Here is a 5,042-nt window from a genome sequence, read left to right on the forward strand (position 1 = left end):
TATATCGTTTCCTGTCTTCTAGGGCTGGAGCACAAAGGAAGCCAAGCCACCTTTGTGGTTCTGTAGCTGTTCGTAGCCCAGTGGGAAATTTTGGGGGAAATGAGTGGGAATGGCTTGGAATCTGGCTTTTGAGATTTTCTGGTTCTCAAACTTCAAGCCCACTCAAGGATCTCTTGGTGATCGAGCACAACCTCGATGTGATCCGTTGTGCCGACTGGATCATTGATCTCGGACCCGATGGGGGAGATAAGGGCGGCGAGATCGTGGTGACGGGAACTCCTGAAGAGGTGGCGGAGCATCCCACCAGTCACACGGGCAGATACCTCAAGCAAGTGCTGGAGCAGCATCCGCCTGAGGTCTTGGCAGGTTGAGTGGTGGTTTGAGGGAGATGTTGGAGGAGTAGGGGAAGGGCTGGGAGTGGCTTGGGTGGTGGCTACTCGAAAGGGGTGACAACTTTGCTGAAACCGGCGGGCTGGAGGGAAGTGGAATAAATTTAGCAATAATGCGGTAGAGCAGAGGGCTGCTTTGCGCTTCACGTCCTGATTTCTTTAATCCTTTCTGAGTGAGTTGATTCTTATGACTGCTTCCCCGGTCGAGTCATTAACACGTGAGCCCTATACACCTATCATAATCGAGGCGGCCGGTATAATTAAACTTTCAAGCGATAGCCAGGGGATATGCAGCGTTCAGAGCACCCTGCCAACTCAATTGTCCAATGATAGTGTTAACGCACCAAAGGAGCAGCTTGACAGCGGACTCATCCGCCAAAAGTATAGAGACTTGGGCTACGGGTTTGAATCCCAGTCTGGCGATGTGCTTTCAGTTCTGTATACTGGTAGGCTAGTAGATGGTACTGTATTTGACACCAATACGACGGCGGGAAGATCTGAGTTTTCCTTTGTACTGGGTTCAGGGCAGGTCATTCAGGGCTTTGATCTTGGCCTAATAGGGGCAAGCCTTGGAGACATCTATCACCTTGAAATTCCTGCCAGCCTCGGGTATGGGTCTAGGGCAACTGGTTCAATCCCAGCGAATAGCACCCTTCTGTTTGATGTGGAAATTCGGGGGATTTCAAGGGGGTCTGCGCAGCTTACCTATCAAAATGCAATTGGAAATACTGTTGATACGTTTACCCTCAAGAAGGACGGTATTCCAGTCCATACGGAAACGCTTGGCAGTGAATGGATGATTATAGCTGCGGAACGGATAAATGAAGCTAATCAAATTCTCTGGAAAAATATACCCACGAACAAGCTGCTTGTATGGGCTTTTGACTCAAGCTGGAACTGGACCAGCTCAAGCGCCTTGATTGAGCCCTCAAGTGGTAAGGGGAAAGAGGTGGAATCGCAGTTTGGGGTTGATACCAATAGCGATGGCTCGATTTTCGTCTACAAGACGGGCACGACGACGACCTCAGTTGATGTCATGACGGGATCCAGTGCTGATGAGTTTTTTGCGCCATTGGGCGTCGGCACAACCGGCGCTGATCGCATTATTGTTGGTGGAGGAAAGAATCAAATTCAACTACAAGCATCAAGTGGTGCTAATCTTTATGCTAATAGTAAACAGTCTGACTTTTTGGTGGTTGAAGATTTTAATGCATTGACGGACCAGTTGCTATTAGAGCCAGCCCAGGCTTATGGTTACTACCTTGCTAATCTTGGTCAAGAGTCTGGCCTGGCAATTTATGAAGACAATAATAAGGATGGGCAATATAATGTTAACGACGATGAGGTTATCGTTTGGTTGAAGGGAGTGACTGCAATGCCAGCCATTTCTTTTGGAGCTGCCACCTTTGCTGTTTCAGGTACTGCCCAGGTTGGTCAAGTTCTTACGGTTGCCAAAACAGCGGATGATCCTGATGGCAATGGCACCTTTGCCTACCAGTGGCAATCATCAACGGATGGCACCACGTGGGGCAACATCGGCACCAATGCGGCCACTTATACCATCGCCGCTGCAGAACAGAGCAAGCAGGTGCGGGTACGGGTGTTCTATACCGATGCCCAAAACTTCAGGGAATCACTAACTGTTGCTGCTGGAACGGTTGCTGTGCTTAATAACGGCAATGGTACTCCTGGTGAGATCTCTGGTAGTAGTGCTTTCCAAGAAGGTGTCACCCTCACCGCTCCTGTAGTAACTGGTGATCCAGATGGCGATGCGACCAATCCCAACTACGCCTACCAGTGGTACAAGGGCAGCACTGCCATCCCAAATGCCACAGCATCCACCTACGCCGTTCCTGCATCTGGTGCTGGCACCTATAAGGTTGCCGTAACCTACACCGATGCTCAAGGGTTCACTGCAACACTCGATTCACCTGATCAGATCATCACTGCAAGCAACATACCTGCCTACACTATTAGTACCCCATCAACACTCAGCGAAGGTGCGGTGCTCACCACCAGAGTTGCGACAACCAAAGCCAAATCACGGACAACCCTCTATTACTCCTTAAGTGGAGCAGGGATCACCTCTGATGATTTCTCCAAAGGTGCCCTATCTGGTTCGGCAAAGGTCGATACCAAGGGAGCATTTAAAATTTTTCATACCATTAAGAGCGATCTAAAGACAGAAGGCGATGAAACTTTAAACATAAAACTCTTTTCGGATAGCAAGCGTTCAGTTCAAGTTGGATCCACAGTGTCAGTCTTGATATCAGATACCTCAACGCTCCCACTTCAGGTTCCATTTAATGGAACAAAGAGTGCCGATACTCTCACGGGAAACTCTGCGAATAACACAATTTCAGGACTGGGTGGTGCAGATATCCTTGCTGGTGCTGAGGGAGCAGACATCTTCAAGTATGCCCTAAAAGATTCATTGCTATCTGGATATGATAAAATCACTGATTTTGCTATTGGGCTGGACAAAATTGACGGTCCCAAAGTTGTTAGTGTATTAAACCTGAAGGAACTTGGGGCAGTTGCCTCTTTAGATCAATCTGGTATTGCTGCAGTTCTTTCAAGCGCCAGCTTTACAGCAAATGGTGCTGCAACATTCTCATTTTCTTCTGCATCTATTACCCGAACCTTCCTTGCTCTTAATGACACCAAGTCTGGTTTCTCCAGTGCTACTGATGCAATTATTGAAATCACTGGATATTCTGGCAGTCTGACTGGTCTGGCGATTATCTAGGCGGGCATAAGACCCAACTCACTCTCACAATCCTGAATATCCGCCAAAAGATCACCCAGAAGCATTCGCACCTACAATGACTGCTCTGAGTTACTTGCCGTTTTAGAAGACTCCCCAGCAATCGGCATTGATAATTTCCAGTTCCTTTAAATGGATAGGTGGTCTTCAACTGGAACAATATCAAGGGCATCTCACAGGACCGTGACGCCTGTGGTGATCTGGTCAAGGGTCAGCAGAGCACTATTCCTCCACCACCTCCAACAAATCCTCAATCCCACAATCCAGCACAGTCACGATCTTCCCCGCCAAATCCAAGGAAAGTGCTGATGCCGCCTTTTGATCGTTCCGTGCCAGTCGGGTGATAGTCGTTGCCGCCACTCCTGCCGCAACTGCCAGACCATTCATCGTGATTGCCTTCTCACCCGCTTCCGCACGACGCAGATTTGCCTTAGCGAGTGCCTTGGCGAGGGTGAGTCTTACGTGCTTTGCCATAAGGAGCACAATACCTCAAGTGCCCTAGCATACAAGTCCAGTGCCAGGCACTAATGAGGCAGCACTACCTCCAGAAGGACGAAACCCAGTAGTCCCGCTGACGTGGACCCCAAAACCTGAACCAATGCTTATGAGAGCTTCCCCACCAGCCAGACTTGGCAAAGAGAAGCTCCATGAAAGTCAAACGCCACAGCCCCGAGCAGATCATTCGCAAGCTGCGCACCGCTGAGCAGCTTTTGAGCCAGGGTCAGGCCGTCTCTGACGTCTGCCGAGCCCTGGAGGTATCACCAGCGACTTATCACCGCTGGCAGCAGCTTTACGGGGGAATGAAAGCTAGTGAGGCAAAACGCCTCAAGGAGCTGGAACAGGAGAACAGCCGGCTAAAGCGGTTACTCGCCGATGCAGAGCTCGACAAGGCCATGCTTAAGGAGCTTGCCGAGGGAAACTTCTGAGCCCGGAACGTCGTCGCAGGGCCGTGATGGTTTTGCAAGATCGATTCCGGGTTTCCCAGCGGCGGGCTTGCCGTTTAGCGGGCCAGAACCGCAACACACAACGGCGGCCTACGCCTATTGCAGACATCGAGGAAGGGAAACTGCGCAGCCGGATCAGGGAGCTGGCGAGGCGCCATGGGCGTTGGGGCCGCCGCTTGGTTTACCGCCGGCTGCGGCTTGACGGCTGGAGCGTCAACCACAAGCGGGTACAAAGGATCTGGCGGGAGGAGGGGCTCCAGCGGCCCCTGCCGCGCAAACGAAAGCGCTCTCGTCCCCCAGGCGGCTCAAGGGAGCTGCTGAGAGCCGAATATCCGCATCACGTGTGGGCGATCGACTTCCAGTTCGACCAGACGATGGATGGCCGCAGATTGAAATTCCTCAATGTTATCGATGAATTCAGTCGTGCTTGCTTGGCCATTCGTGTCGGCAGGCGTTGCAAAGCAGTGGATGTGATTTCTACTATTGAGCAACTGCTCAGTCAGCATCCAGCCCCCACCCATCTACGGATGGACAATGGTCCCGAGTTTATTGCCAATGCCCTGCAAGAGTGGTGCATGGGCAATGGATCCGCCACTGCCTATATCCCGCCAGGGTCACCATGGGAGAATCCATTTGTGGAGTCATTCAATGGCCGCCTAAGGGATGAGTTCTTAAATGTTGAACTATTTGCATCACTGACTGAGGCCAAGGTGTTGGCAGAACAGCACCGAATCGAGTACAACGTCTACAGACCGCATTCGGCTCTCCAGGGGCGTACGCCCCTGGAGGTCATCCAGCAATGGAAGGCGGCCTGATCAACCCACTAGCTCTCATAAGGACTGGAGCAGCAAAGGGGGTCACGTCACAGTCAGAAGATGACTGCTTGGAAGCTGATTGCGAAGCTCCGTTCATCCACTATGAACCCTAATCGCTGAATTGGAA

General features: G+C 51.1%; 3 protein-coding genes and 1 pseudogene. 3 read left to right on the forward strand and 1 reads right to left on the reverse strand.

Annotated features, from left to right (window positions below):
• Window positions 1-170: 170 nt before the first annotated feature.
• Window positions 171-371: pseudogene (locus KBY74_RS13645) on the forward strand (DNA helicase UvrA); the annotation flags it as partial.
• A 205-nt stretch (window positions 372-576) separates the two neighbouring features.
• Window positions 577-3,138 carry an FKBP-type peptidyl-prolyl cis-trans isomerase gene (locus tag KBY74_RS13650; protein WP_254943171.1) on the forward strand — a complete coding sequence of 854 codons (2,562 nt, stop codon included), beginning with the start codon at window positions 577-579 and terminating at the stop codon, window positions 3,136-3,138.
• Window positions 3,139-3,378: 240 nt separating this feature from the next.
• On the opposite strand, the gene KBY74_RS13655 is transcribed toward KBY74_RS13650, so the two are convergent.
• The gene (locus KBY74_RS13655) at window positions 3,379-3,630 is read right to left on the reverse strand and encodes a helix-turn-helix domain-containing protein (RefSeq protein ID WP_254943172.1); all 252 of its coding nucleotides are present in this window, start codon (window positions 3,628-3,630) and stop codon (window positions 3,379-3,381) included.
• A 173-nt stretch (window positions 3,631-3,803) separates the two neighbouring features.
• Between KBY74_RS13655 and KBY74_RS13660 the strand changes: the two genes are divergently transcribed.
• A protein-coding gene (locus KBY74_RS13660) for an IS3 family transposase (RefSeq protein WP_396123198.1) occupies window positions 3,804-4,915 on the forward strand; the annotation gives its coding sequence in 2 pieces (ribosomal slippage) (window positions 3,804-4,065 and window positions 4,065-4,915; 1,113 coding nt in all).
• Window positions 4,916-5,042: the final 127 nt, after the last annotated feature.

The sequence above is a fragment of the Cyanobium sp. A1C-AMD genome (genome assembly GCF_024346495.1).
GTDB lineage: Bacteria > Cyanobacteriota > Cyanobacteriia > PCC-6307 > Cyanobiaceae > Cyanobium_A > Cyanobium_A usitatum.